The 23,768-nt window shown below is 65.6% G+C and carries 23 protein-coding genes, 1 tRNA gene and 1 other RNA gene; 14 read left to right on the forward strand and 11 right to left on the reverse strand.

Annotation, left to right across the window (positions count from 1 at the left end; genetic code table 11):
• Positions 1-19 precede the first annotated feature (19 nt).
• Together HYG77_RS13075 and ffs are read right to left on the reverse strand one after the other, a co-directional pair.
• Positions 20-1,318 (reverse strand): aminotransferase class I/II-fold pyridoxal phosphate-dependent enzyme, encoded by a 1,299-nt coding sequence (locus tag HYG77_RS13075; protein WP_208962866.1) that lies wholly within the window; start codon positions 1,316-1,318, stop codon positions 20-22.
• A gap of 43 nt (positions 1,319-1,361) precedes the next feature.
• An RNA gene (ffs, locus tag HYG77_RS13080) (signal recognition particle sRNA small type) lies at positions 1,362-1,456 on the reverse strand.
• A gap of 116 nt (positions 1,457-1,572) precedes the next feature.
• On the opposite strand from ffs, the gene HYG77_RS13085 reads away from it, so the two are divergent.
• The 4 genes from HYG77_RS13085 to HYG77_RS13100 all read left to right on the forward strand — a co-directional run bounded on the left by HYG77_RS13085 (position 1,573) and on the right by HYG77_RS13100 (position 4,132).
• Positions 1,573-2,067, forward strand: a complete 495-nt coding sequence (locus HYG77_RS13085; protein ID WP_208962867.1) for a hypothetical protein — start codon at positions 1,573-1,575, stop codon at positions 2,065-2,067.
• A gap of 60 nt (positions 2,068-2,127) precedes the next feature.
• Positions 2,128-2,215 (forward strand) — tRNA-Ser (locus HYG77_RS13090).
• A 145-nt stretch (positions 2,216-2,360) separates the two neighbouring features.
• Entirely contained in the window at positions 2,361-3,317 is a 957-nt protein-coding gene (locus HYG77_RS13095) for an alpha/beta hydrolase family protein (RefSeq protein ID WP_109326209.1), read from the forward strand.
• Between the two features lie 164 nt (positions 3,318-3,481).
• Positions 3,482-4,132: a YoaK family protein gene (locus HYG77_RS13100; protein WP_109334818.1), complete on the forward strand. Its 651-nt coding sequence runs from the start codon at positions 3,482-3,484 to the stop codon at positions 4,130-4,132.
• On the opposite strand, the gene HYG77_RS13105 is transcribed toward HYG77_RS13100, so the two are convergent.
• Positions 4,107-4,622 carry a hypothetical protein gene (locus HYG77_RS13105; protein ID WP_109326208.1) on the reverse strand — a complete coding sequence of 172 codons (516 nt, stop codon included), beginning with the start codon at positions 4,620-4,622 and terminating at the stop codon, positions 4,107-4,109. The two genes, HYG77_RS13100 and HYG77_RS13105, sit on opposite strands and share 26 nt — an antisense overlap.
• A gap of 157 nt (positions 4,623-4,779) precedes the next feature.
• Between HYG77_RS13105 and HYG77_RS13110 the strand changes: the two genes are divergently transcribed.
• Genes HYG77_RS13110 through HYG77_RS13120 form a run of 3 tightly spaced genes read left to right on the forward strand, consistent with a single transcriptional unit; the run spans position 4,780 to position 7,724 of the window.
• Entirely contained in the window at positions 4,780-5,589 is an 810-nt protein-coding gene (locus HYG77_RS13110; RefSeq protein WP_208962868.1) for a helix-turn-helix domain-containing protein, read from the forward strand.
• Entirely contained in the window at positions 5,586-6,146 is a 561-nt protein-coding gene (locus HYG77_RS13115; RefSeq protein ID WP_208962869.1) for a TIGR03086 family metal-binding protein, read from the forward strand. Before HYG77_RS13110 ends, HYG77_RS13115 begins: the two co-directional genes overlap by 4 nt.
• Positions 6,147-6,185: 39 nt before the next feature.
• A complete protein-coding gene (locus HYG77_RS13120) occupies positions 6,186-7,724 on the forward strand; it encodes a metallophosphoesterase (protein WP_208962870.1) in 1,539 nt (512 codons plus the stop codon).
• Positions 7,725-7,790: 66 nt separating this feature from the next.
• Here the strand turns inward: HYG77_RS13120 and HYG77_RS13125 are convergent, their stop codons facing one another.
• Both HYG77_RS13125 and HYG77_RS13130 read right to left on the reverse strand, forming a co-directional pair.
• Complete coding sequence (locus HYG77_RS13125; protein ID WP_244461300.1) at positions 7,791-8,159, reverse strand: helix-turn-helix domain-containing protein; 369 nt, start codon at positions 8,157-8,159, stop codon at positions 7,791-7,793.
• Complete coding sequence (locus HYG77_RS13130; RefSeq protein ID WP_208963601.1) at positions 8,113-8,706, reverse strand: alpha/beta hydrolase; 594 nt, start codon at positions 8,704-8,706, stop codon at positions 8,113-8,115. The genes HYG77_RS13125 and HYG77_RS13130 overlap by 47 nt, the downstream gene beginning before the upstream one ends.
• Positions 8,707-8,782: 76 nt before the next feature.
• On the opposite strand from HYG77_RS13130, the gene HYG77_RS13135 reads away from it, so the two are divergent.
• Positions 8,783-9,397, forward strand: coding sequence for a TetR family transcriptional regulator C-terminal domain-containing protein (locus tag HYG77_RS13135; RefSeq protein ID WP_208962872.1), 615 nt, complete (start codon positions 8,783-8,785; stop codon positions 9,395-9,397).
• 16 nt (positions 9,398-9,413) lie between these two features.
• The gene (gluQRS, locus tag HYG77_RS13140; protein WP_208962873.1) at positions 9,414-10,388 is read left to right on the forward strand and encodes a tRNA glutamyl-Q(34) synthetase GluQRS; all 975 of its coding nucleotides are present in this window, start codon (positions 9,414-9,416) and stop codon (positions 10,386-10,388) included.
• Here the strand turns inward: gluQRS and HYG77_RS13145 are convergent.
• The gene (locus HYG77_RS13145; RefSeq protein ID WP_208963372.1) at positions 10,354-10,953 is read right to left on the reverse strand and encodes a DUF4190 domain-containing protein; all 600 of its coding nucleotides are present in this window, start codon (positions 10,951-10,953) and stop codon (positions 10,354-10,356) included. The genes gluQRS and HYG77_RS13145 overlap by 35 nt on opposite strands.
• Positions 10,954-11,529: 576 nt before the next feature.
• On the opposite strand from HYG77_RS13145, the gene HYG77_RS40945 reads away from it, so the two are divergent.
• From HYG77_RS40945 to HYG77_RS13160, 3 genes are all read left to right on the forward strand, one after another.
• Entirely contained in the window at positions 11,530-12,153 is a 624-nt protein-coding gene (locus tag HYG77_RS40945; protein WP_335743613.1) for a hypothetical protein, read from the forward strand.
• A 156-nt stretch (positions 12,154-12,309) separates the two neighbouring features.
• Positions 12,310-12,918, forward strand: a complete 609-nt coding sequence (locus tag HYG77_RS13155; protein WP_208962874.1) for an RDD family protein — start codon at positions 12,310-12,312, stop codon at positions 12,916-12,918.
• 121 nt (positions 12,919-13,039) lie between these two features.
• Positions 13,040-13,774, forward strand: a complete 735-nt coding sequence (locus tag HYG77_RS13160) for a queuosine precursor transporter (protein WP_159918892.1) — start codon at positions 13,040-13,042, stop codon at positions 13,772-13,774.
• Here HYG77_RS13160 and tgt read toward each other — a convergent pair.
• A complete protein-coding gene (gene tgt / locus HYG77_RS13165) occupies positions 13,756-15,006 on the reverse strand; it encodes a tRNA guanosine(34) transglycosylase Tgt (protein ID WP_208962875.1) in 1,251 nt (416 codons plus the stop codon). The two genes, HYG77_RS13160 and tgt, sit on opposite strands and share 19 nt — an antisense overlap.
• A gap of 159 nt (positions 15,007-15,165) precedes the next feature.
• On the opposite strand from tgt, the gene HYG77_RS13170 reads away from it, so the two are divergent.
• Positions 15,166-16,032 (forward strand): cyclopropane mycolic acid synthase family methyltransferase, encoded by an 867-nt coding sequence (locus HYG77_RS13170; RefSeq protein ID WP_109326197.1) that lies wholly within the window; start codon positions 15,166-15,168, stop codon positions 16,030-16,032.
• Between the two features lie 9 nt (positions 16,033-16,041).
• On the opposite strand, the gene HYG77_RS13175 is transcribed toward HYG77_RS13170, so the two are convergent.
• The 4 genes from HYG77_RS13175 to HYG77_RS13190 form a co-directional block, all read right to left on the reverse strand.
• On the reverse strand, positions 16,042-17,997 hold the full coding sequence (locus tag HYG77_RS13175; protein ID WP_208962876.1) for an ABC transporter ATP-binding protein: 1,956 nt from the start codon (positions 17,995-17,997) through the stop codon (positions 16,042-16,044).
• Positions 17,994-19,727, reverse strand: coding sequence for an ABC transporter ATP-binding protein (locus HYG77_RS13180; protein WP_208962877.1), 1,734 nt, complete (start codon positions 19,725-19,727; stop codon positions 17,994-17,996). The genes HYG77_RS13175 and HYG77_RS13180 overlap by 4 nt, the downstream gene beginning before the upstream one ends.
• A gap of 93 nt (positions 19,728-19,820) precedes the next feature.
• Positions 19,821-22,175 (reverse strand): MMPL family transporter, encoded by a 2,355-nt coding sequence (locus tag HYG77_RS13185; RefSeq protein WP_208962878.1) that lies wholly within the window; start codon positions 22,173-22,175, stop codon positions 19,821-19,823.
• 48 nt (positions 22,176-22,223) lie between these two features.
• On the reverse strand, positions 22,224-22,826 hold the full coding sequence (locus HYG77_RS13190) for a TetR family transcriptional regulator (RefSeq protein ID WP_109326193.1): 603 nt from the start codon (positions 22,824-22,826) through the stop codon (positions 22,224-22,226).
• Between the two features lie 120 nt (positions 22,827-22,946).
• On the opposite strand from HYG77_RS13190, the gene HYG77_RS13195 reads away from it, so the two are divergent.
• On the forward strand, positions 22,947-23,762 hold the full coding sequence (locus tag HYG77_RS13195; RefSeq protein ID WP_208962879.1) for a methyltransferase domain-containing protein: 816 nt from the start codon (positions 22,947-22,949) through the stop codon (positions 23,760-23,762).
• Positions 23,763-23,768: the final 6 nt, after the last annotated feature.

A 23,768-nucleotide genomic window follows, 5' to 3' on the forward strand; every position in this document is an offset into this window, starting at 1 on the left:
ACTCCTAGGACTGCGACGACTAGGAGTGCGATCCATCGAGACGCGCCTCGGTGGCCGCGAGGAGAACGCAGGTCGCGACGCCGTTCATCGCCTTGCCCAACTCCTCGGTGGACGGGAAGCTCGGCGCGAGCCGAATGTTCTTGTCCTCGGGGTCGATGCCGTACGGAAACGCGGATCCGGCAGCGGTGAGCGCGATACCCGCGTCCTTCGCCAGGGCGATCACCCGCTTGGCCGTGCCCTCCACGACGTCGAGGCTCACGAAGTAACCACCCTTCGGCTCCGTCCACGACGCCACCTTCGACGCCCCGAGACGGTCCTCGAGGATCTTCAGCACCAACGCGAACTTCGGTGCCAGGAGCTCACGGTGCTTCTCCATGTGCGCCCGGACACCGTCCGCGTTGCCGAAGAATCGCAGGTGACGGAGCTGGTTCAGCTTGTCGGGACCGATACTCTTCTTGCCGAAGTACTTCTGATACCACGCCAGGTTCTCGGTAGAGGCACCGAAGAAGCTGACACCGGCGCCCGCGAACGTGATCTTCGACGTCGACGCGAACACCAGCGGACGGTTCGGGTGGCCGGCCTCGGCGGCCATGCCCAGGATGTCCAGCGACGGCGCCGTCTCCCCGAACAGCGGATGCACCGCATAGGCGTTGTCCCAGAACAACCGGAAATCCGGGGCCGCGGTGGGCATCGTGGCCAAAGTCCGCGCCACATCCTCCGAGTACACGACACCCGTGGGGTTGGAATAGTTGGGGACCGCCCACAAGCCCTTGATCTGCGGGTCTCCTGCCACAAGCTTGGCGACGAGGTCCGCATCGGGGCCGTCCGGTCGCATCGGCACCGGAATCATCTCGATGCCGTAGGACTCGGTGATCGCGAAGTGGCGATCGTATCCGGGCGCCGGGCAGAGGAACCGGACCTTGGGCTCCTGCGACCACGGTCGCGGGGAATCGGGATTTCCGTGCAGCAGCGAGAACACCACCGCGTCGTGCATGATCTCGAGGCTCGCGTTGTTTCCGGCGAGGAGATTTTCGACGGGAATGCCGAGCAACTCGCCGAAGATGGTCCGCAGTTCGGGCAGGCCGGCGAGGCCGCCGTAGTTGCGGCAGTCGGTGCCGTTGCCGTCCCGGAAGTCGCCGTCACCCGGCAGCGTCAGAAGCTCCGCCGACAGGTCCAGCTGTTCGGGAGAGGGTTTGCCTCGGGTGAGATCGAGCGTGAGCTTCTCGGTCTTCAACTGCGCATAATTCGCAGTTTGACGCTCGTGCTCGGAAAGTAGTTCCTCATGGCTCATCAACCCGATCTGGGTCTGGTTGGGCATCAGGAGCGGCCTTTCACCGACGTGATGAGTCGGGTATGCGAAAGATAGGGGACCCCGCGCACCCGGCAGAGCCCGTTGACCCTTGCTGCCTTCCGGCCCTGGGGGAGTTCACAGGATGCGCGCCGCGCGGGATCCACCACAGAGTGTAGACGGCCCCGAACCGCCGCAGGGATCCACCCCGGAACCGGGGCCCGGTGCTACGGTCGCCACCGCATTCGGCCACCTCGGGCCGAAAGACCGATGGGATTTGAGGGATGTATCGGAGAAGGGCCGCGCGGGCGGTGGCACTCTGCAGCGTCGTGGCGGCGCTGTCGGCGTGCGGAGGGGGCGACGACGAGCCGACCTCGGACGACGCAGTGCGCTGGGATGCGGTGGACCCGTGCACGTTGGCCGACGAGTCAACGCTGGACCCCTTGCTGACGGCCGACGTCGGCGACGGCACGCCGGTCGAGGCCGACGAGCGTCGCAGCTGCACGTGGGGCCGGCCCGAGACGCTGAACACCGTGACCGTCACCACCACAGATTCCGCCGCCCCCGACAAGCCCCTGCGCATCATCGAGGTGCTCGGAAACGAAGGTCGCGCCCTCGCCGAGAGCAAGTACCAGTGCATCCTCGAGTTCACCACCGACTCGGGCACCCTCCTGATCGACACGACTTTCGGCCTGGACGCCGTCGCAGATCCGGACACCTCGTGCAACCGGTCGGTGCCGCTGGCCGAACACTCGCTGACCCTGCTGCATTGGGCGTAGAACCGCGCTTTCACCTGGCCGTTTAACACCGAGGCGGGGTCGTTGGGTATGCTCCTCCACGGAGGATTCGCCTAGTGGCCTATGGCGCTCGCCTGGAACGCGGGTTGGGTTAACGCCCTCAGGGGTTCAAATCCCCTATCCTCCGCCACAGGAACCCCTGCGAACTGCTGAAAAGCGGTTCGCAGGGGTTCTTTTCGCTTCACATCCAGGCCTTCTTGAATACGCAGAGTAGTTATCTTCCTGTTATCGTTCGTGGCGCAGTGTGTGTCGGTACGAGATAAAGGGACAATTCCATGGCGATTCGTCGCACCCGCGCGTTGATCGTGGGCCTCGTCGCAGTGTTGGCGTCGGGCCTCGCATCCGCTTTGACCGGAGCCGGCATCGCCCATGCCGACTCGGCCCTGATCTCGGTGTATTCACCCTCTATGGACAAGCACATTCCCGTGAAGGTGCTGAAGGCCGCGGGCGGTGGTCCTGCCCCTACCCTGTACCTGCTCGACGGGCTGCGGGCACCGGACGACAACAACGGCTGGCTGATCGAGACCGACGTGGAGAGCTTCTTCGCCGGCAAGCACGTCAACGTGGTCATTCCGTTCGGCGGCGGCGGCACCTTCTACTCGGATTGGCAGCGCGACGATCCCAAGCTCGGCCGCGTCAAGTGGGAGACCTTCCTCACCAACGAGCTGCCCCCGGTGATGGCGTCGCAGTTCGGCAGCGACGGGGTGAACAACGCCGTGGCCGGCCTGTCGATGAGCGGCACCTCCGCGCTGAACCTCGCCATCCATCGTCCCGACTTCTACAAAGCGGTCGCCTCCTACAGCGGATACCCGACGGCCAGCTCCCCCGGCTTCGCCCAGGGCATTCAGGTTTCCGTCGCCCAGATGGGCGGCAACGCGTCGAACATGTGGGGCTTCTGGCCGTCACCGGCGTGGATTCGCAACGACCCGCTGCTCAACGTCGGCGCCCTGCGCGGCAAGTCCGTCTACATCTCCTCCGGTGCAGGCGCGGCGAGCGATCCCACCGTCGACCCGGACAGCGATCACTTCGACCCGGTGAAGTTCTCGCAGACCGTTCCCCTCGAGACCGCCGCCGGCCTGAGCAGCAGGACCTTCGTTCCCGCCGCGCAGCGCGCCGGCGCCAAGGTGCAGACGCGCATCACCGATGAAGGCCTCCACACCTGGAACTACTGGCAGGACCGGCTGCACGAGTCCTGGGCCGGCACGATCGCGCCCGCCCTCGGCACCTCCTGAGCCGAGCGTTCCCCTCGCCTGACCTTCCACTACAGTGGCCCCCGATCTCGGATCGGGGGCCACTGTGTTTTCCCGTCACTGTGTTTCTACGCAAGTGAGTTTCTACGCCACAGTGTTTCTGCACGGTGTTGGATAGTGCTGTGCCGATCGACGACAGCAGGCGGATGCTCACCCTCGCCGTCGTTCTGTCCGTCCTGGCCGGATACGTCGACGCTCTCGGATTCATCACCCTCGGTGGGTTCTTCGTCGCGTTCATGAGCGGCAATCTCACCCGCTTCAGCGTCGGATTCGCCGAAGGAACCTGGGCGCATGCGCTGACGGCCGCCGCCGTCATCGGCGTGTTCGTCCTGGGGACCGTGCTGGGTGCAACGATCGTCCACCTCGCAGACCGGCGGAACCTACCGGTGAAGAGCACCGTGCTCGCGGCGGTGTCGGGCTTGCTCCTCGCAGGGTCTCTCGCCGCGAGCCTCGATGCGAGCACGGTGGCTGTCGGCGCCATGCTGCTCGCGATGGGGGCCGAGAACTCCTTCTTCCAGCGCGACGGCGAGGTGACCGTCGGACTCACGTACATGACCGGTGCCCTCGTAAAGATGGGGCACCGACTCGCGGCCGCCATGTTCGGCGGCTCCCGCTGGGCGTGGCTACGTCACTTCGCGCTGTGGATCGGGCTGGTGGCGGGCGCGGTGACGGGCACCCTCGCCCACCGCTGGGTCGGATTGGACGCCCTGTGGTTCGCGGCGGTGCCGGCCACTGCGCTGACCGTCCTCGTCCACCGGACGGTTGACAGCGCTACTCGCCGCCGGCAGTCGTCGTGACAGGGTTACCCGAGGAGTCGAGGGTCCACCAGACACTGCCCACGGCTTGTCCGAACGCGTCCCCGGGCTCGTTGTCGTCCTTGTAGCGGTACACCGGCCGCCCGTTGACGGTCAGCTGGTGGGTACCGTCCGCCGCCGGGATGGTGTCGACGACGACCTCCTGCAAACCCTGGACGACAGGATTCTCGGTGACGCTGGTGACCGGCGGCCATGATTCGAGGCAGGGGCCACGGCACGAACTCGCGCCCGACCCGACCTCGTCGTTGTCGTACACATAGACCGTCATCCCACCGGTATCGACAACCACTTCACCGATGGTCGTCGGGCCCATCTTCAGGACGGGTTCACTGGGGGACGCAGGTGGCGATGTCGGAGTCGGCGACACGGGTGCGTTCCCGCCCGTATCGCCGGAGTCGGTGCTGTCGTACGCGCAACTCGAGAAAGCCAGGCTGACGGCGGCGATTGCGGCCAGCGCCCATGTTCGTCTCATGGAGTCCTCGTTCTCTGTGACGGCGGTATGGCGGGCCTCCGGGGAACCTCGACGGACCCGTGCCTACAGTTCACCTCGAGTTGTCCGCCGGTGCGGGCAGTTTCGCGTGATGCCGCGACAGCGGCAGATGTCGGTGCGCGTGACTACGCTCCCTGTCATGGGCTGGTACACGCCGACCTCACCGTCGTCCGACCTCACCGACACCCTGGTGTGCGGTTGGTCGGCGCGCACCGAGGGCGAGCACCTGCTGGTGCCGGACGGTTGCATGGACATTCTGTGGATTCGCGGGATCGGCATCCGGCTCTGCGGTCCCGAAACATCGGCCTGGTCGTTCACCCTGCCGCCGGGCACCGAATCGGTGGGCGTGCGTTTCCGGCCGGGCGCCGCTTCGCCACTGTTCCGAACCCCGGCGTCCGAGGTACGTAACATCCGCGTCGGGCTGGGCGACGTCCTCGGCTCGAGCTGGGAACGAGCACTCACCGACCGGCTGGACAACGCGGCGGGAAGCGACGAGCGAATCACGTTGTTCGAGAACGCCGTGCGATCCTTGCGCGGCAGCCGACGCGAAGCGGATCCGCTGATCGGCCACGTGCGCCGGGCGCTGGCTCGTCACTCCTGGACCGTGGGCGCGCTCGCCGACGCCACGTCAGTCACCGAACGGCAACTACAGCGGCGGTGCAACGACGCGTTCGGATACGGCCCAGCGACCCTGCGCGGAATCCTGCGGCTTCAGCGGTTCATGGCGCTGGCCCAGTCCGGAAAGCGAAGGAGCCTGGCCGAACTCGCCGCCACCTCGGGTTACAGCGATCAGGCGCATCTGTCCCGCGAGTGCCGCCGGATCTCCTCACTGACCCCCTCCGACCTGCTTGCGAGCGAGGCACCCGGCTGGCACGGCAGCGCCTCCGTCGTCGATGTCGGAAATGTTCAAGCCCTCGACCGCTTCGGAGGGGAAGAATCGGCAGCATGACTTCGACAACGGACACCCCCGCCGCCCATTACCGAGATCTGGCCGAGAAGTTCACCGCTCGCGTCGAATCCGTGCCCGCCGACCGGTGGAACAATGTGTCGCCGTGCGAGGGCTGGACCGCCCGCGACCTCCTGCGCCACGTAATCGACACCCAGCGGTACATCGTCACCGTGGTCGACCTCGAGCTGCCCGCCGGACCTTCCGTCGACGAGGATCCGACCGCCGCGTGGGCGGCCACCCGGGACGGCATGCAGGACATCCTTGACGACCCCGAGCGCGGAAGCCGCGAATACGAAGGACACTTCGGCCGCACCACCCTCGCCGACACGGTCGGCAGCTTCTACTGCTTCGACCTGGTGGTCCACGGATGGGACCTCGCGCGGGCCACCGGGCTCGACGAGACGATCCCCGCCGATGACCTCGCGTGGGTACGCACCGTCGCCGAGCAACTGGGCGACAACATCCGCATGGCAGGTGTATGCGGGCCGGCCGTCGAAGTGCCCGCGGACGCGGACGAGCAGACCCGACTTCTGGGCTTCCTCGGGCGCAAGGCCTGACGATCGGCGCCGTCCCGGCCACACTTGTAACCTCAGGTCATGAGTGTGCCGGGCAGGTTAGCCACGTTGATGACCGTGTCGCTGGTTGCCGGTGTGCTCAGCAGCGACGGGGTCGCCGGCGCAGAACCGGAGCCCCGCGGCGCCCAGGGCCTGGCGTCGCGGGGGCTGCTCAATTCGACTCCACTGCACTCCGCGGTCATGTTCGCCGGCATCACCGACGACCTCACGCCGTCCGGTCGTGTGCCCGGTGCCGAATCGGACCGCACATCGGCCACCACCCACCGCTTCGACGAGTACCCGTACATGCGATACGAGGTCACGTTCGCACCGGGCGCTCTTGCCAACGAAGTGGTCTGGGAGGGCCGTTCGGTCAACCTCGACGACGTGGCACTGCACGTCTGGGATGAGCAGGCGGGCAGCTGGGGTGAGCCGGTGGCCACCGCGCGACCCGACGTTCCGGGCGGTCCGGTGAGGCTGAGTACCCGCATCGAGGGTGCCGATTCGGCCCAGATCCTCGTGATCGACAGTCCACGCCGAGACCGTTCCTTCCGCGATGCCAACTCCGAGGCCGACCAGCAATTCGCAGATCCGGCGTCCTACGACTTCGCAATTCAGCACATCACCGACACCCAGTACGTGTCCCGAGACAATCCCGCGGTGTTCGACAGCATGACCCGCTGGACGGCCGACAATGCCGCGGACCGGAAGATCGCGTACTCGATGCACACCGGCGACCTGGTCCAGAGCTGGATTCGGCCGGGCGCGCCCGACACTCGCGCCCGCCCCGAATTCGAAGTGGCGGACAAAGCGATGTCGACGCTGGAAGACGCCGGCATCCCGCACGGCGTCCTGCCCGGCAATCACGACAATCTGTGGAATGTCGGCGGCCGCCTGATCCCGGGCGAGCATGAGAAGAACCACGCCCTCTACAACGAGTTCTTCGGCCCGTGGCGATACCGGGACAGGCCGTATTGGGGCGGGTCGGTGACGGACACCGACAATTCGGCCCATTACGACCTGCTCGACCTCGCAGGTGCGAAGTTCTTGATGCTGTACATCGGCTACAACCCGCCCGAGCGGGTACTGCAGTGGGCGGAGGACGTTCTCGCCGCGCACCCGGACCGCAATGTGATGATCGGCAGCCACTACTACCTCGACGAGGACGGCTCCCTGCGGATGAGCGGCTTCGGTGACATCGGCGGAAGCGCCGGACAGCAGATCTGGAACCGGCTCGTCGTGCCGTTCGATACGGTGTTCCTCGTCCTCGCCGGACATGTCGACGGGCAGACGACGGTCACCGACAGAAAGGTCGGGGACACCGACCGCACCGTGGTGGAATTGCTCGCCGACTACCAGAACTTCCGGGTCGACAACCGCCGGGAGACCGGCTTCCAGCGGCTGCTCCAGTTCGACCTCGACGGCGGCACCCTCGCGGTGACCACGCACTCCCCCGCGTTGAACAGTTTCCGCGTGGAAGATTTCGACCCGCAGCGACGCTACGAGCCCGGTGACGGTGATTTCGTCACCGATGTGGAGTTGCGGGCCGACATGCCCCGCGCCGTCATTCCGGCCACCTGACATGCACGTCGGACTCGAGGCGCACGTCGATCATCCGGGTCCCTCTCCTACCCCATTGCGCGCAAGCTAACCGGCAGCAAGGGGGTCTGTTCGTAGTCCGGGCCCCGGCGGCAGTTCCAGTTCGGTGCCGGCAACAGTCTCGCCGCACTGCTCGCACACCAGCTCGGCGTGCAGCTGACCACCGCACTCACGGTGCCGGGTCAGCCGCGGTAGGCCGTCCGGCCCCGACCGGTGCCGGTCACCCCAATGCGTGAGTCCGACCACCGGCGTGCAGAGTTCGAGGCCGACCGCGGTGAGCCGGTACTTGAAGCGAGGCGGACGCTGCTGATACTCGACGCGCTCCAGCACACCCGCCTCCACCAACCGCTCGAGCCGGTCGGTGAGCACGTTACGGGCGACGCCCAGGCTGTCGCTGACGCCGAAGATGATCCGCACGGGACGGTGGAAATGCTGCAGCTGGCGGGCCTTGAACCGCCGGGAAACCACCCGGCCGAGCATGCCGGAGGTGTGCCCGCCAGAACGCCGGACGTGACGCGCGAAACTGCTCGAACAGCTGCGGGACGAGTCCAGCTCGTGCGTCACCGTCGCGGATGAATGAGCCCCCCTGGTAGTGGAAGAGGCGCCGCTCGAGGTCGGGTCGCATCGCCGACAGCCGACGGGCGACGGGCGACGGGCGACGGGCGACGGGCGACGGGCGATCGCGTTGAGCCCGGGAGTCGAGTACAGCACGATGGCATGTGGCCCGTCGAAGGCCGATCGTCCACTCGTAGTAGGTGTTGAGCAGGACCAGCTCCTCGACCCGCTCAGGGTTCCGCAGCGCCCAGTCGATGGCCGGCGGACCGGACGCGTCGTGCGCGACCAGTACGACTCGCTCGTCCGGCAAGTTGTTGACCACCACGTCGATGTCGCCGACCTGGTTGGGGTAGACCGTGCACCCCATCGGTGTGATCTGTTTCCGGCCTACGAGCAGCGCTGAACCCATTGGTCACACGCGACACGTTGCGACACAGAGGCACCTGACATGTGTATTGATTCAATACGCAAGTAATGTTCTATCCATGCGCGAACGCCGATACTCCTCGACCAGTCCAGAGCACCTCGCGGCAGCCCTGTTCGATGTCGCGGCCCAGGCAGGCCTCGAGGGTGCCAGCGTGCGGGAGGTGGCCAAGCGGGCGGGCGTGTCCATCGGCGCCGTGCAGCATCACTTCTCCACCAAGGACGAGATGTTCGCCTTCGCCCTGAGGACTCTCGTCGACAAATTGCTCACCCGTTTGGCGGACGTGGATCAGGACGGCGACCCCGCCCGCGGCCTGTTCTCGGCCTTGTCACAGCTACTTCCGCTCGACGAGGCCAGGTCCCGTGAGGCCCACGTCATGGCCGGGTTCGCCGTCCGTGCGGCCACCTCGGCCTCGCTCGCCGAGATTCGCCGCACGACCCTGTTCACCATCCGTACCAAGCTGTCCGCGGTGTTGATCGGCATGGGCGTCCACGAGGCCGAAACACGCGCGGCGTTGCTGCTCGCCGCCGTCGACGGCCTCGCGCTCCATGCGCTCGGAAGCCCCGGCCTGTACCCGCCGGAGTACCTCGAGCACGCCCTCGACATCCAGATTGCCATGGTTCTGCAAGGCGCCGAGGTCGTGCCGACGACGTCGGCGATCGAACTGGCCAGCTGACCCCACCGCCTCGCCGATGTCCCAGTCGCCGCACCCGATAACGCCGCTCTCCCAGGCGGAGCCGAACAACGCCACCGCCGGTGCGGGCCGATTCGCGCCCAGCCCGTCGGGAGACCTGCACCTCGGGAACCTCCGCACTGCCCTGTTGGCGTGGCTGTTCGCGCGGTCGACCGGCCGTCGTTTCCTGATGCGCGTCGAAGACCTCGACCGCGTCCGCCCGGGCGCCCGCGAGCAGCAACTGGCAGATCTCCGCGAACTCGGCCTCGACTGGGACGAGGACCTCATGGTGCAGTCGGACCGGCTCGAGCACTACCGGGACGCGGTCACCCGACTCGAGTCGGCCGGCCTCACCTACGAGTGCTTCTGCACGAGAAGGGAAATACTGAAGGCCCCGTCCGCACCCCACGGACCGCACGGTGCGTATCCCGGCATCTGCCGAAACCTGACGCCGGAAGAACGCGACGCGCGGCGGGCCGGTGGCCGTCCCCCCGCCCTGCGCCTGCGCGCCGAGGTCGGGTCGTTCACGATCGACGATCTGCTGCACGGCAGCTATTCCGGGATGGTCGACGACCTCGTGCTGCGGCGCGGTGACGGCACACCCGCGTACAACCTCGCGGTGGTGGTCGACGACGCAGCCCAGGGCGTCGACCAGGTGGTGCGCGGCGACGATCTGCTGTCGTCGGCGCCCCGTCAGGCCTACCTGGCCGGACTGCTCGGACTGACGGCGCCCCAGTACGCCCACGTCCCCCTGGCCCTCGACCAGGAAGGCCGGAGACTGGCCAAGCGCGCCGGTGCCGTCACGCTCGGCGACCAGAAGGCTTTGGGGCGCACCCCTCGTCAGGTACTCGCCATGCTGGCCACCTCGTTGCGACTCACCGCGCCCGACGAGGAAGTGGACCTGGCCGGGCTGCTCGACCGTTTCGAACCGGCTCGGCTGCCGCGCGAGCCGTGGGTGATCACACTCCCGACGACGCCGCCGCAATCACCATGACGAGGAAGAACAGAATCCACCCGAGGATGTACGCCGCGCCGAGGGCGATGCCGGCGATCGCGAGTCCCCGGCCCTGTTCCCCGGACCGCTTGATCTGACCGAGTGCAACGACCCCGAGAATGATGCCGACGATGGCCCCGAGACCGTAGACGCAGCCGCCCACGATCGAGACGACCAGTGCGGCGATCGCCAGCCCGTTGGTTCCAGGCTGCTGCGCATACGGCGCGCCATACGCATTCGGGGGCCCGTACCCCGAAGTCGGGGCACCGTACTGGTTCGGGGCGGCATACTGATTCTGCCCGCCGTACTGTGCCTGCCCGCCGTACTGGTTCGGTGCCGCGTATGGGTTGGGTGTCCCGTACGGCTGAGGCGAACCGCCGTACTGATGGGTGCCACCGTACTGGTTCGGCGTGGCAGGGGGATTGGGGCTTCCGTACTGCCCCTGGCTTTCCGGCGCCGGCGACGTTCCGTAGGCGCCCGGCTGCTGGTAGTCGGGATACTTCTCGGTAGGTGCCGAATACGTGGGGTTGCCGGAGGCGTCGACCCCGTATCCGTCCCGAGGCAAACCCGGTACCTCGCCGTAGCCGGGCGGGTATTGGCCGCCGTCCGGATTCGAGTTGTCCGATCCCCCAGAATTAGTCACGTTTACCAGCGTAAGGCATGAAATCGCCTCGAGAAGAAGCGGTCCAAAGGTGGGCAAGTAAAGGTTCGTCCACGTAGTGTCTATTCGCACTGTCATACGCAAGCACTCAATTCTTGCTGAGGGGAACACATGACGACTGGTGGATACGACCCGAACGACAAACCAGAGGGCGGTGATCAGGGCGGATACCCTCCGCAGGGCAATCCCCCACCACCTCCCGGCGGATATCCGCCACCCCCCGGGAATTACCCACCGCCGCCGCAGGGACCACCTCCCGGCGGATATCCGCCGCCCCCCGGCGGAAACTACCCGCCGCCTCCCGGGAATTACCCACCTCCGCAGCAGGGGGGAAATTATCCACCCCAACAGGGCGGAAATTACCCACCGCCGCAGGGTAATTACCCACCGCCTCCACAGGGTCCGCCGCCGGGTGGATATCCGCCTCCTCCGCCCGTAACGGGTTACGGCGCCCCCGGCCAGACACCGGGACAGCTGTCGGTGGGCAACGCGATCAGCTACGGCTGGAACAAGTTCAAGGACAACGCGCTCATCTGGATCGGGATCATGCTGGTCGCGGCGGTCATCCAGGTCGTCTTGAACCTGATCTTCGGCGGTTTCAGCACGTCCTCCGATCTCTCCGACACCTTCACGGTGTGGCGAATCATCGGAACGCTCGTCACCACGGTGGTCGGTTACCTGATCAATGCCGCCCTCGTGCGGGGAGCGCTCCACGAGGTGGACGGCAACAAGCCTGCCTTCGGATCGTTCTTCCAGTTCACGAATGTCGGTGCGATCATCATCGCGAGCCTCATCGTCGGTGTGCTGTCCACCATCGGTTTCATCCTGCTCGTCATTCCGGGTCTGATCGTCGTCTTCCTGACGTGGTGGACGCTGCAGTTCGTGATCGACCAGAATCAGGACGCCGTCACCGGTATCAAGTCCAGCTTCGGAATCATTTCCCAGAACGTGGGACCGCTTCTCCTGCTGGCTCTCGCTTTGGTCGGTATCAATATTCTCGGCGCGATTCCGTGCGGACTGGGACTGCTCGTCACGATTCCCCTCACGATCATCGCCTCGACGTACGCATACCGCGTGCTCACCGGTCGTTACGTCTCGGCCTGACGGCCTGAACTCACCGCGGGTGAGCGTGCTTCCCGTCCACATGGACGGCAAGCGCGCTCACCCGTTTCTCTATCCGTCACATGAACCCCACTCTCGCCATGCGTAATGTGCTCGGCGTCATCCGAGACACACAGACTCGAGATTCGAGGGGGAAATATGACTACTGGCGGATTCGATCCGAACCAGGGGCACCAACCGTTCGGTGCCCAGCCGCAGGGGGAGCACCGGTACGGGCAGCAATCCAGTGAGCAGCAGTTCGATTCGGGGCAGGCTTTCGGTACTGCACCGTTCGCCCAGCCCGATTTCGGGTTCGACACGTCCCGCCCGGGCGAGCTGCTTCCACGCCTGGGTGCGCGCGTAATCGACGGCCTGATCGTGGGCATTCCCACCGCCATCGTCACGACGATCATCTCGCTGGCACTCGGTTCGGTTCTCGGTAGCGTCGTCGGTGCCCTTCTCACCGCGGCCGCAGTGGTCGGGTACTTCGTGCTGCTGGAGACCACGCGCGGGCAGACCCCGGGAAAGCAGCTCTTCGGCCTTCGGGTTGTAGGACCGAACGGTGGACTGCCCACACAGCAGCAGTCGCTGGTCCGGAACAGCTTCTACGTCCTTTCGGCGCTCGGCGGGCTGCCGCTGATCGGGCTTTTGTTCGGGCTCCTCGGCACGGTCGCGGCCATCGTCATCGGTGTGACGATCAACAGCAGCCCTACGAAGCAGGGCAAGCACGATGAGCTCGCCGGCGGTACGCGCGTCGTTCAGGGCTGACCGCTGCCACTGGTGTCGCGCCTGCGGGTGAACGTACCTTTCGTCGCTTCAGATCGGACAAAAGGTACGTTCACCCGTTCCTGATTCGCGCCACTCCACCCGCAAGTGCTTGGATTGCGGCGTGACAGCCTCAGATCAGCACGTAGAGCAAGCCGACCATGCCACGTTCGCGCACGTCAGTCGCGGGTATTACCCCACGTTCGTCGCATTGTTCACCGCGACGCTGCTGATCTCGAATATCTGCGCGACCAAGGGGGTCGCATTCTTCAGTGATTCTTCGCTGACCCTCGGGCCGCTGCAGATCCTGCCCGTCATCACCGACGGCGGCTTCTTCCTCTTCCCACTCGCCTACATCGTCGGCGACGTCCTCAGCGAGGTGTACGGGTTCAAGTCGACGCGTCGGGCCATCTATCTGGGATTCGGCGCGCTGATTCTCGCCGCGTTCTGCTTCTGGCTCCTCATCGAGCTCCCCGCCGCCGATTTCTACGAAAACCAGGACGCCCTCAGCGCCGTCGTCGGTGTCTATCCCCGACTGTTGCTCGCCGGACTGGCCGGTTACCTGGTGGGCCAGATGCTGAACTCGGCGACGCTGGTCCTCATCAAGGAGCGCACCAAGGAAAAGCACCTGTGGGCACGGCTGATCGGCTCCACCGTCGTCGGGGAATTCGCCGACACGCTGATCTTCTGCTCCATCGCCGCCGGCGCCATCGGCATCACGACGTGGACCGATTTCGTCAACTACGTGATCGTCGGTTTCCTGTGGAAGACCTTGGTGGAGGTACTGGTCATGCCCATCACGTATCGGGTCATCGCCTACGTGAAGAAGCGCGAACCGACCTACGTCCTCGCGGCGTAGAAGCGGCCCAGGGTCTCGGCCTTGAACTCGTCGAAGTAGCCGCCCTCGATGCTTCCCCGGATCTGGTCGACCAGCCGCACGGTGAACCGTTCGTTGTGGATGGTGCAGAGGGTCGACGCCAGCATTTCCTTGGCCTTGAACAGGTGATGGAGGTACGCCCGCGTGTAATTGGCGCAGGTGTAGCAGTCGCAGTTCTCGTCGATCGGCGTGAAGGCCCGACGGTTCTTGCTGGTGTTGATATTGAAGCGGCCGTCCGGGTGATAGATCGCCGCGTTGCGCGCCACACGTGACGGGTTCACGCAGTCGAAGGTGTCGGCGCCGTTCTCGATGGCCACGAAGAAGTCGTCCGGTTCGCTGATGCCGAGCATGTGCCGGGGCTTGTGCTCGGGCAGTTCCTCGTTGCACCAGCGGACGATGGTGCCGAGGTTCTGCTTCTCCAAAGCGCCACCGATGCCGTATCCGTCGAATCCGCGTCCGCTCTCCCCGCGAATCGACTCGAGTCCGCGGCAGGCCTGCCTGCGCAGATCCTCGTACTGCGCGCCCTGAACCACACCGAAGAGGGCCTGATAGGGACGGTGCGCCCGCTCGGCAGTGAGCTTCTCGTGTTCGGCGATGCAGCGCACCGCCCACGCCTGGGTGCGCTCCACGGACCTCTCCTGGTATCCGCGGGTGTTCAGCAGGGTGGTGAGCTCGTCGAACGCGAACATGATGTCTGCGCCGAGCTGATGCTGGATCTGCATCGACACCTCGGGCGTGAACCGATGCCGCGACCCGTCCAGGTGCGATTTGAAGGTGACGCCGTCGTCGTCGACGGTGGCCAGCCGTTCCTTGCCCTTCGCGATCACGTCGTCGGATCGCACGCCGACGGCCTCCATGGCGAGGACTTTCTTGAAACCCACCCCCAGCGACATCACCTGGAAGCCACCGCTGTCGGTGAAGGTGGGGCCGTCCCAGTTCATGAACTTGCCCAGGCCCCCGGCCTCGTCGACGATGTCCGGTCCCGGCTGCAGGTACAGGTGATAGGCATTGGCGAGAACGGACTGCGCGCCGAGGTCCTTCATGCTTTCGGGCAGCACCGCCTTCACCGTGGCCTTGGTGCCGACGGCCACGAACGAGGGTGTCGCGATGTCCCCGTGCGGCGTGTGAATGGTCCCGGTCCGGCCCAGCCGGCCCTCGAGTCGCGTGCCTACGGTGAAGAACGGATCGGGCGGGGTGGGGACTACAGCATTCACTGGTGTATCCAATCACGGCCGGCCGTGCGTACTTCCTCACCTCCGGTATGCGCGGGTGAGTCAGCCGGGAAAGTTTGGGTATCCCCTCGGCAGAGTCGGCGCGAGGAGTCCTCCGGATCGCCCGGGAGGCGGCCGGCCCGAGGAGACAAGGGGTCAGGTATGTCGCACACAGCGTTGAAACCCTTCTATCGGCAGGTGCAGTCGCACTACGACCTTTCGGACGACTTTTTCGCACTGTTCCTCGACCCGACCATGACGTACAGCTGCGCGTACTTCGAACGCGAGGACATGACCCTGGAGGAGGCTCAGCGCGCGAAGATCGATCTGTCACTGGGCAAGTGCGATCTGCACCCCGGAATGACCCTTCTCGACATCGGGTGCGGCTGGGGCGCGGCGATGTTGCGGGCGATGGAGAAGTACGACGTCAACGTCGAAGGCCTCACGCTCAGCCGTAACCAGTACGACCACGTGAGCAGGCTGCTGGCGGACCATCCCGGTCCCCGGACGGGCCGAGTCCATCTCCGGGGATGGGAGGAATACCACGAAAAGGTGGACCGCATCGTCAGCATCGGCGCCTTCGAACACTTCCGGCGCGAACGGTACGACACCTTCTTCTCCAACTGCCACGACATGCTGCCTGACGACGGCCGGATGCTCCTGCACACGATCATCGGCCATCCCCTGTCGGCCCTGAAGGAGATGGGTATCCCGGTGACCCGCGAGAACGCCCTCTTCCACATCTTCATCAAGCGGCAGATCTTCCCCGGTGGCCAACTGCCCCAACCACAGTGGATCGAAGAAGCCGTCGACAAGGCGAACTTCCGGATCGAGCGGATTCAATCCCTGCAGAAGCACTACGTGCGGACGCTCGAGCACTGGGCCGACGCTCTGACGGCGCGCCGCGCCGAGGCGATCGAGCTGTCCTCATCCGAAATGTATGAACGGTTCATGAAGTATCTTCTCGGCTGCGCCGCCCATTTCCGGTCCGGGCACATCGACGTCATGCAGTTCACCCTCGTCAAATAGGGAGACCGGTCAGACGTCGGCACCCACGAACTGGCTGTTGTACAGCCGGTAGTACGCACCGTGGGCGATCAGCAGATCTTCATGGCTGCCTTGCTCGACGATGCGTCCGTCCTCCATGACGACGATCAGATCGGCGTCGCGAATCGTCGACAGCCGGTGTGCGATCACGAAGCTGGTGCGGTCGCTGCGCAGGACCGCCGTGGCGTGCTGCACCAGCAGTTCGGTACGGGTGTCCACGGAACTCGTCGCCTCGTCGAGGATCAGGATCGACGGCTGCGAGATGAAGGCGCGCGCAATCGTGATCAGCTGCTTCTCACCCGCGCTGATGTTGCTGCCTTCCTCGTCGATGACGGTGTCGTAGCCGTCGGGCAGCGAGTGGACGAACCGGTCGACGTAGGTGATCCGTGCCGCCGCGAGGATCTCCTCCTCCGTGGCATCGGGCCGGCCGTAGGCGATGTTGTCGCGGATGGTGCCCCCGAACAACCAGGCGTCCTGCAGCACCATGCCGATCCGGGACCGCAGTTCGTCCCGAGACATCTCGGCGATGTCGACACCGTCGAGGAGGATTCTGCCGCCGTCGAGGTCGTAGAACCGCAGAATGAGGTTGACCAGCGTGGTCTTTCCCGCGCCGGTCGGCCCCACGATCGCGACCATCTGTCCCGGCTCGGCCACCAGTGACAGGTCTTCGATCAGCGGCTTCTCCGGCGAGTAACTGAAGGAGACGTTCGAGAACTCCACGTGTCCCTTCGCCAGCTCTGGGGTCCGGGCGTCGAGCAGATCCGGCTCTTCCTCGTCCTCGTCGAGGATCGCGAACACCCGCTCGGCGGACGCCACCCCCGACTGCATGAGGTTGACCATGGCGCCGATCTGGGTGAGCGGTTGCGTGAACTGGCGGGAGTACTGGATGAACGCCTGCACGTCACCGAGACTCATCGTGCCGGACGCCACCCGCATGCCGCCGAGGACTGCGATGGCCACGAAGTTGAGGTTTCCGAGGAACATGATCGCGGGCATGATGAGGCCCGAGATGAACTGCGCCCGGTAACTCGCTTGGTAGAGGTTTTCGTTCTGTTCCTCGAACCGGGCCTCCACCTCACGGCTGCGGCCGAACACGGTGACCAGTTCATGGCCGGTGAAGGCCTCTTCCACCTCTGCGTTGAGCGCCCCGGTCGATTTCCACTGCGCGACGAAATGCGTCTTGGACCGTTTCGCGATCTGCGCTGTCACCAGCACCGACAGCGGGACGGTGAGGACGGCGATGAGTGCGAGCAACGGCGAGATCACGATCATCATCACCAGGATGCCGATCACGGTCATGGCCGACACGATCAGCTGGCTCATGGTCTGCTGCAACGACTGCGACACGTTGTCGATGTCGTTGGCGACGCGACTGAGTAGGTCACCGCGGGAATGGGAATCGAAGTAGCGCAGTGGAAGCCGGTGGATCTTCCGTTCCACCTCGGCGCGCAAGTTCTTCACCACTCCCTGCACGACGATGTTGAGGAGGTACCCGGACAGCCACATGAACACCGACGACCCGACGTACAACGCGAGGACGATCGCGAGGACACGACCGAGCGCACCGAAGTCGATACCGACACCGGGTATCACGGCCATGCCGGACACCATGTCCGCGAACGTGCCCTGCCCGTCGGCCCGCAGTGCGGCGACGGCCTGGTCCTTCGACATTCCCGCCGGCAACTGTTTGCCGACGATGCCGTCGAAGATGATGTTGGTGCCCTGACCGAGCAGGCGCGGCGCGATGGAGGTGAGCACCACCGCCACCCCGGCGACCAGGATGACGGTGCTCACGGCGATGCGATGTGGCCGCATCCGCCCCAGCAGCCTCTTGGTGGACGGCCACAGAGCGTGCGGTTTGGAGCCGGGCGCTCCCGGCGCGACCGGCCCCGGGATCCGGGGGCCCGCCGGCTTCTCGGCGGTGGCGGTGCTCGTGCGATCGCTCATAAGGCTTCCTGAATCGATCGTTGGGATTCGACGATTTCGACGTAACAGGGGCAGGTGTCGAGCAGGTGGTCGTGGGTACCGATTCCGACGATGGCGCCGTCCTCGAGCACCACGATCTGGTCGGCCTCCACGATGGTCGACACCCGTTGCGCCACAAGGATCACGCAGGCGTCCGCCGTTTCCGGTTCGAGTGCGGCGCGCAGGCGAGCGTCGGTGGTGAGGTCGAGAGCGGAGAACGAATCGTCGAAGAGGTAGATCGACGGGCGGCGTACCAGAGCCCGCGCGATGGCCAGTCGCTGTCGCTGCCCACCCGACACGGTGGTGCCCCCCTGCGCGATGGGGGTGTCCAGGCCCTCCGGCATCGCCCGGACGAAGTCGGCGGCTTGCGCGATCTCCAGCGCGTGCCACAACTCCTCGTCGCTCGCGTCGGGTTTGCCGTACCGCAGATTGGTGGCGACGGTGCCCGAGAACAGATACGGCCGTTGCGGAACCAAACCGATCCCCGACCGCAGAACGTCGAGGTCGAGGCGCCGGACGTCGACATCGGAGACGGTGACGGTGCCGGCCGTGGCGTCGATGAGGCGGGGGATCAGCGAGAGCAGCGTGGTCTTACCGGATCCGGTGCCGCCGATGATGGCGGTGGTTTTGCCCGGTTCTGCCCGGAAGTTGATGTCGCGGAGCACCGGTTCGTCGGCGCCGGGGAATTTGAATTGCGCGTCGCGCAGCTCCACCACCCCCGGATGCTCGATCCGCGTGACAGGTTCGGCCGGCGGGACCACAGTCGACTCGGTGGCCAGAACCTCACCGATGCGTTCTGCACACACCGTCGCCCGCGGTGCCATCATCGCGATGAACGAGGCCATCATCACCGACATCAGGATCTGCATGATGTAGCTGAGCATCGCCGTCAGCGAACCGATCTGCATACTGCCGCTGTCGATTTCGTGCCCACCGAACCAGATGACGGCCACGCTGGTGATATTGGCGATCACCATGACCAGAGGAAACATGATCGCGGTGAGGCGGCCGACGCGGAGGGCGGTCTGGGTGAGTTGTTCGTTGGCCGTCTCGAAACGTTCGATCTCGGAGCGTTCACGGACGAACGCCCGGACCACGCGGATGCCGGTGATCTGCTCGCGCAGGACGCGGTTGACACCGTCGATCCGGGTCTGCATCTCACGGAAGGCGGGCACCATCCGCGAGATCACGAACCCCATGGACAATCCGAGGACAGGCACGGTGACGGCGAGAATCCACGCCAGCCCGACGTCCTCGCGTATCGACATCGCGATGCCGCCGATGCACATGATCGGCGCCATCACCAGAATCGTGCAGCTCATCACGACGAGCATCTGCACCTGCTGCACGTCGTTGGTGTTCCGGGTGATCAGCGACGGTGCACCGAACCGGCCGAATTCGCGGGACGAGAAGCTACCGACCTGATGCATCACTGCCCGGCGCACGTCACGCCCGAAGCCCATGGCCGCGCGCGCACCGAAGTACACGGAACCGATGGAACACACGATCTGGACGACGGTGACGAGCAACATCACCCCACCCGTCCACAGGATGTAGCCGGTGTCGCCCTTCGTGACCCCGTTGTCGATGAGGTCGGCATTGAGGCTGGGGAGGTAGAGCGCGGCCGCCGTCGCGACCAGTTGGAACAGGACCACCAGCATCAGTTCCCGCTTGTACGGGCGAAGGTAGGTGGAGAGCAAGCGGTTCAGCATGGGCTGCGATCCTGACGCGTCATCATGATCTTCGAAGGTTACCGGGCCTACGGCCCCGTGAGTGGTTGAGGAGTCCAGAGACTCCCTAACCACTCACGGGCGCGGAGCGCCTACTAGCGCGTCGTCCGACTCGGGGAGCGCCTGGCGCAGCTTCTCGCCCTCGATGTCGACGTTGGGCAGGATCTTGTCGAGCCACTTGGGCATCCACCAGGCCTTGTCGCCGAGGAGCGCCATGACCGACGGGATGATCACCATCCTGACCACGAAGGCGTCGAAGAACACCGCCACCGCCAAAGCGAAGCCGATCGACTTGATGAACGAGTTGGGTTCGGCGATGAAGGCGGCGAACACCGACATCATGATGACGGCCGCTGCGCTGACGACGCGGGCGCCGTGGTTGAAGCCGACGGTGACGGCCTGCTTCGCGGTCGCACCGTGGACGTACTCCTCACGCATCCGGGTCACCAGGAACACCTGGTAGTCCATCGCCAGTCCGAACACCACTCCGATCAGGAAGATCGGCATGAAGCTCACGATCGGCTGCGGGTTGGCGATGAGGCCTCCCCAGCCTTCCTGGAACACGGCGACCGTGGCACCGAAGGTGGCGGCGACGCTGAGCAGGAAGCCGAGCGTTGCCGTCAGCGGCACCAGTATCGAGCGGAACACCAGCAGCAGGAGGAGGAAGGCGAGACCCACGACCACGGCGAGGTACGGAATCAGCGCATCCTGCAGCGTCTCGGACACGTCGCCTTCGAGGGCGGTCTGCCCGGTGACGCCGTAGCTGACGCCGATCGAATCGTGCAGTGCGGTTTCCGCACCGCGAATGTTGTTGACCAGGTCCATCGTTGCCGGGTCACTGGGTGCACTGGTCGGCGTCACCAGGATTTGCGCGGTGTCACCCGCCCGGTTCACGCCCACGATCTGAGCGTTCGACACGTCGTCCTGCGCCGAGATGGTGTTCACCACCTCGTCGAACGCGGCAGCCGGTGTGCCGGAGGTGAGGTCCTTGGCGTCGACGACGACGAGCAGGGGACCGTTCTTGCCGGGACCGAATCCTTCGCCCACCAGGTCGTAGGCCTGCCGTGAGCTGGTGGCGGGGTCGCCTGTGCCCTCACTCGGAAGAGCGAGGCTGAGTCCCGTCGCGGGAATGGCGAGTGCGCCCAGCAGCACGACACCGGCGATCAACGGAATGGCGGGTCTGCGCACCACTGCGCTGATGTAGCGCAGCGCGAAGCTCGGCTTGCCCTCGTCGTCTTCGAGGTCACGACTCTGCAGAAAGGGAATCTTTCCGGCAAATGCCTTGCGCCCGAACAACCCGAGGATGGCCGGCAGCAGTGTGAGCGCGATCATGACGGCGATGAGCACGGTGAACGCGGCGGCCGCACCCATGTCCGTGAGGAACGGGATTCCGACGACGCGCAGCGCGATGAGCGCGATGATGACCGTGAGACCGGCGAACACCACGGCGGAACCGGCCGTGCCGACGGCGCGTCCCGCCGCTTCCGAGCGGTCCGACGTGAGGGAGAGTTCGTGTCGGAAACGCGACACGATGAACAGGGAGTAGTCGATGGCGACTGCGAGGCCGATCATGATGGCCAGGGTGGGCGTCATCGAACTCAGGTCGGTGAACCCGGTGGCCACGGTGATTCCGAGGCTGCCGATCATGATTCCGATGATCGCGGTGATCAAGGGGAGACCGGCTGCGACGAGCGAGCCGAAGGTCAAGGCCAGAACCACGGCCGCCACACCGATTCCGACGAGCTCGGTGGCACCGCCCGGCGGTTCGGCATCGTTGGCGGCCGATCCACTGATCTCGACGGTCAGGCCGGCATTGCGGCCGGCGTCGGCCGCCGACGAGATCTGTTCGCGCAGAGCCTTGTCCACGTCGCCCATGTCGCCCTTGAAGGGCACCTCGACGTAGCCGACGGTCTTGTCCGCGTTGAGCGGCGACAGCGCCTGTGCGTTCGCGACGGCTGCCTCTTCGCTGATCCCCTTGTCCGCGGCGGAGGACTTCGCCATGTCGAGGAGCTGCGTGTTCGCCTCGACCGGGTTGACCAGTGCCTGCGCGGCGTCGGCTCCCGAAGCGACCGCGGGATCGACCTTGGCTGCATCCTGGACCTGTTCGATTCCCCGCACCTTGGCGAGCACTGCGTCCATCGCCTGCCGGCTCTGTTCACTCTCCAGGGTCTGCCCCTCGGGTGCGGCGAAGACGAACCTGGCGCTCACCGCGTCCATGGGGTTGTTGCCGGCCGCTTCGGGGAAGCGCTCGGCCATCAAGTCCTGCGCCTGCTGCGCCGGGGTGCCGGGAATGGAGAACGAGTCCTTGGTGGGACCCGACAGTGTTGCCGCCCCGACACCCATGAGGACGAGGATCACCAACCAGACGCTGATGACCGCACCTTTTCGCCGGTACGCGAATCTGCCGATCCGATAGAGATAGGTGGCCACTGGAGGCTCCTTCTGAGTCGGTGGAACGAGGGGTTCGGGCGCAACCGGTTACGGCTGCGGGATTCCCTGACGGAGTTGACGCATGGCGTCGCGGACCAGTTCTTCGGGTCCGCTCGCACCCGATTTGCCGCTCATCCACAGATCGAGCGACACCTTGCATGCCGAGCCGACTGCCATGTGCAGCAGGTTGGGGTAGAGGTCGGTGTCGATATTGGTGCCCGTCCGTTCGGCGATCACCTCACCGACCAGGCGGGTCACCCGAAGGTGCACCTCGAGCTTCTTCGCGAGCAGCGCGGGGCTGGTCTCGACGAGCTCCATCATCACGACGGTCTCTTCGAGGGGTTTCGCAGGATCGGTGACGATCTGGACCACCACGTGTTCGAGAGAATCCCAGATCGGCTCGTCTTCCGGACGAGCGCGGAGCAGGTTCACCCAGTCGTGAACGGACTCCTCGAAATGCGCCAGTACCGCCTCTTCCTTGCTGGAGAAGTAGTTGTGGAACGTCCGAGTCGACACACCCGCCTCGGACGCGATGGCGTCGGCGGTGACGCACTCGATGCCCAGCGCCCGGGCCAGGCGCGCGGCGGCACCGCTGAGAGCCGCGCGGGTGGCGGCTTTCTTACGGTCCCGCAGTCCCATTTCCGAAATCACTCCACCCACCGTACAGAACTTGCAGACCTCTGCAATTTTGCAGAGGAGTGCAATTTCTATGACGTTGACCACTCGACCGTTCGGCTGTGCTCGCCGTCACCGCTGAACTACCGTGGATTCATGGCAGATTCGGCCGTGCCGCTGTCGTTCCGGTCCGACGAGATAGACCGAGACGCCCTCGAACAACTCGCCTCCGTCCTCGACATCCAGGCCGAGCGGCCCGGAATCCGACGTCTGCGCGCCTGGTCCCACGACGCCCTCCACCTCGAACCGGGCGAACACACGCTCGACATCGGCTCCGGAACCGGATCGGAGACGCGAGCAATGGCTGGTGCCGTCGGCGCGGCGGGGCGAGCGATCGGGCTGGACCCGAATCCCGGAATGGTGCTCCTCGCGCGCGAACGGACGGAGGCGGCGCGGTCGACGGCGCAGTTCGTCGTCGGCACCGCCTATTCCCTACCCTTCGCAACGGGCAGTCTGGACGCCGTGCGCTGCGAGCGGGTCTTCCAGCACTTGACCGAGCCGGAACGAGCGGCAGCGGAAGTGGCGCGCGTCGTGAAACCGGGCGGAAGAGCCGTGATCCTCGACAGCGACTGGGGAACGGCGATACTGCACCCGGGTGATCCCGATGTTCTCGCGCGCATCACCGACGTGATGCTGACGCACACCGCGAATCCGTATTCGGGCCGGCTTCTGCCGGGTCAGTTGACGCGGGCCGGACTCGTCGTCGAGCACACAGGTTCGCAGGCACTGATGCAGGAACCCGGCGACGCCACGGGTCCGCTGGTCACAATGATGATGGACGCGGCAGTGGCCGAAGGCGCGATCTCCCCCGCTGAGCGGAGAGCCCTTCTCGAGCAGCTGGAGTCCGGCGCCCACACCGGCGACTTTCATATGTCCGTGACGATGTTCGGGTACTTCGCGCGCAAGCCCTGATCCCGC

It is taken from the genome of Rhodococcus sp. ZPP (assembly GCF_017656075.1).
Classification (GTDB): domain Bacteria; phylum Actinomycetota; class Actinomycetes; order Mycobacteriales; family Mycobacteriaceae; genus Rhodococcus_F; species Rhodococcus_F oxybenzonivorans.